This window comes from Blautia faecicola (genome assembly GCF_004123145.1).
Taxonomy (GTDB): Bacteria; Bacillota; Clostridia; order Lachnospirales; family Lachnospiraceae; genus Oliverpabstia; species Oliverpabstia faecicola.
Map to the genome: position 1 here is coordinate 1 of NZ_SDKC01000005.1, position 3,498 is coordinate 3,498.

A 3,498-nucleotide genomic window follows, 5' to 3' on the forward strand; every position below is an offset into this window, starting at 1 on the left:
CAGTTGAGAATACAAGGACGCCAGAGATACAATGCTTGGCAGTATCGAACAGGAAAAAGAAACTCTGGTTGCTGAAGTTGAACCGTTAAGAGAACTCAAAACCGGAATAGAGGAAATCACCGGCACCGGTAAGACCGTTCTGCCTGGTGTCGTAGCGATAAAGAAAAAAAATCTGGAGACGGTCAAGGAACAAGCGAAAGCATACACCGTAAACCGAGATGAGATAGCAACGCTGCGAGAGCGTTCCGCTGCTGTTTCACGAAGGGAACAGCGTGCGGATCAGCGAGAGCAGCAGCTCAATAAGCGTGAAGCAGGTCTGGAAGATATGCAGAACCAAATCATTGAGAGGTACAACCGTCAGCTCCGTCTCAATCAGCTTTTGGAGAAAGCAGAGAGAGACGGAAAAGCTAAGGATAAGCAGATTGCAGACCTGCAAGCCGAGAACACCTCTTTGAGGGGTCAAATTCGCTCTCTAACGGCTCAGATTGACCAAATCAAGGGCGAACTATGGTCAAGGATAAATGACCTCACAGACAAGCTCAAAGGGGCTTATACGAGCCTTACGAACATCGTCAAGGCGGTGGGTATGCTGAAATACGACAAAGAGGACGGCTATAAGGTCGATGGGCTAACAAAGAAGCAGGAACGCCTTATAGATGGCGTTGCCGAGTATGGAGCGAAGTGGGCGAAAGAAGATGGCTTCCCAGAGATGGCAGAGGACATGGAGAAGCATATCGGTATCAGCAAAGGTATTGCAGACACGATAGAGCCACCTCGCCGTCAAATCTCCCGTGGTTGGGATATGGAACTCTAAATAGCGGTTTTCGGGGTATACTGGCGGAGACGGCGGAACGGAAAACTAAAAGTTTTTTGTTCCGTCGGTGGAGACGGAATAACCCGAAAAAAACAGAAGTCAAGGGCTTTGAGGGGTGGAGATTTGCGTAGCAAATACTACCCCGTCCCTTGACTTTTGTTTAGCGTGGCACAGACTTTGAGGGAGAGCCACCTATTTGTTCCAGAGGTCGCTCTCTGCGTAAGAGCCTGCGGAGCATAAAAAAACCCGCCCTGCCAAGGTCAAATTGACAAGGCGGGCGGATTCTCGTATAATGGCTTTAGTGGTTGGTACGCCAATACCAGACCACGAATACATGAGGGTCAAGCTCACATATTCACCGTAGGATAATTATAGCCGTAATTGGGCTTATTGTCAAGGTAACGAGATTGTACCCTCCGAAGAAAATCGGAGGTTTTTTTATGGCAAAAAATGTGAAGAAGAGAAACTGGGCTTTTGTTTTATACCCAGAATCAGCACCAGAGAATTGGAGAGAGGAACTCCAAAAGACAGGATTGCAATGTGCAATCAGCCCACTACACGATAGGGATATGAATCCCGACAGCACACCCAAAAAGGCTCACTATCATGTAATACTTACATACAGTGGACCGACTTCCTACAATGTGGTTAAAGCTCTGACAGACGGCTTTAATCAGCCAATACCACAAGCGTTAGAACAAGTAAGGGGTTATTACAGATACCTCACACATAAGGACAACCCAGAAAAGGCACAGTATGATGAGCGTGATATTAAAACCATCAATGGCTTTAACATAGCTGACTTCTCGGAACTGACACGCTCCGAGATAACGCAGATAAAAAAGACATTGCAAGCACTCATCAGACAGTATGATATAATCGAGTATGCTCAACTTATGGACTTTCTGCAAGATGAGGAAATGAATGTTGAGTATGAAGTCGCAAGCAACAACACGCTATTTTTCGACAGGTATATCGGCAGTCGTAGACACGCTCCGAGAATGCCAAAATGCGACCCCGAAACAGGAGAAATTTTGGAGAGAAAAGAGAGCTGAAAAGCTCTCTTTTTTTGTGTTTTGGTGGGGTGAAAAATAGGGGGGTACTACGACACCCCCCTATGGGTGCTTTGTGCTTTGTGACGCTTTTTGGGGTTGCAAGGGGTCTCCCTTGCCCCTCGGAGAGCCCCGTGTTTTGATACGAAGTGTCAAAACTCATAAGGGGTTACTCTTGACAAGAGTAACAGAACATTTTATCATAAATTTCAGATGAACCGAAAAAAAGGGGGTATTTCAGTTATGGGCAAGGTATCAATGCCACAAGGCAAAGGAAGTCAGCTCCATAATAGGCGAGAATATGAGAAGATAGGCAAGCCAATTCCAGACAATATTGACAGCTCAAAAACGGCTGAAAATATCACTCTGGTAGATAGAGGCATACGGCAAGTGTATCAAGAAATTTTTGGGGACGCTCTGGAACAATACAACAGCAAGCAGAAAAGAGCTGACCGAAAAATAGAGGACTATTATGACCATATCCAGAAGTCGAAAAATGGCGAAAAGCTGTTCTATGAGGATGTGGTACAGTGGGGCAAAAAAGAGGACTTCCAGAAGCCAGAGACGAGGGAGAGAGCCAAAGAAGCCCTCGTGAAGTATGTAGAGGGCTTTGAGGAACGAAACCCGAATTTGAAGCTCATAGGGGCTTATATCCATATGGACGAAGCAAGCCCCCACCTGCATTTGGACTATGTTCCCGTGGCTCATGGATATAGTCGAGGGCTTTCGACAAGAAATTCCCTCGATAGAGCCATGAAAGAAATGGGCTTTGCACCAGAGAATGAGAGCCGAAAGAACAATGCAACAAAACTCTGGAAAGAGAGTGAAAGGTCATATTTTGGCGAAATATGTCGAAGTATGGGGCTTGAGGTCGAAATGGAACGACAGTCAACCAGAAAAAACCTATCAGTTGAGGAATACAAGGACGCCAGAGATACAATGCTTGGCAGTATCGAACAGGAAAAAGAAACTCTGGTTGCTGAAGTTGAACCGTTAAGAGAACTCAAAACCGGAATAGAGGAAATCACCGGCACCGGTAAGACCGTTCTGCCTGGTGTCGTAGCGATAAAGAAAAAAAATCTGGAGACGGTCAAGGAACAAGCGAAAGCATACACCGTAAACCGAGATGAGATAGCAACGCTGCGAGAGCGTTCCGCTGCTGTTTCACGAAGGGAACAGCGTGCGGATCAGCGAGAGCAGCAGCTCAATAAGCGTGAAGCAGGTCTGGAAGATATGCAGAACCAAATCATTGAGAGGTACAACCGTCAGCTCCGTCTCAATCAGCTTTTGGAGAAAGCAGAGAGAGACGGAAAAGCTAAGGATAAGCAGATTGCAGACCTGCAAGCCGAGAACACCTCTTTGAGGGGTCAAATTCGCTCTCTAACGGCTCAGATTGACCAAATCAAGGGCGAACTATGGTCAAGGATAAATGACCTCACAGACAAGCTCAAAGGGGCTTATACGAGCCTTACGAACATCGTCAAGGCGGTGGGTATGCTGAAATACGACAAAGAGGACGGCTATAAGGTCGATGGGCTAACAAAGAAGCAGGAACGCCTTATAGATGGCGTTGCCGAGTATGGAGCGAAGTGGGCGAAAGAAGATGGCTTCCCAGAGATGGCAGAGGACATG

3 protein-coding genes are annotated in these 3,498 nt (G+C 46.7%); all 3 read left to right on the plus strand.

Translation table 11 applies throughout. The features are described 5' to 3' along the window. Positions 1–31: 31 nt before the first annotated feature. Positions 32–814 (plus strand): hypothetical protein, encoded by a 783-nt coding sequence (locus tag ETP43_RS16945; RefSeq protein WP_129259772.1) that lies wholly within the window; start codon positions 32–34, stop codon positions 812–814. Between the two features lie 440 nt (positions 815–1,254). Beyond that, entirely contained in the window at positions 1,255–1,869 is a 615-nt protein-coding gene (locus ETP43_RS16950; protein ID WP_129259773.1) for a replication protein, read from the plus strand. Between the two features lie 240 nt (positions 1,870–2,109). Further along, positions 2,110–3,498 (plus strand): plasmid recombination protein (locus ETP43_RS16955; RefSeq protein WP_207668935.1); only part of this gene is annotated, 1,389 nt, incomplete at its 3' end.

Coding starts and splice junctions, on each gene's coding strand:
- ETP43_RS16950 (WP_129259773.1), top strand. CDS start 1,255: ATGGCAAAAAATGTGAAGAAGAGAAACTGGGCTTTTGTTTTATACCCA.
- ETP43_RS16945 (WP_129259772.1), top strand. CDS start 32: ATGCTTGGCAGTATCGAACAGGAAAAAGAAACTCTGGTTGCTGAAGTT.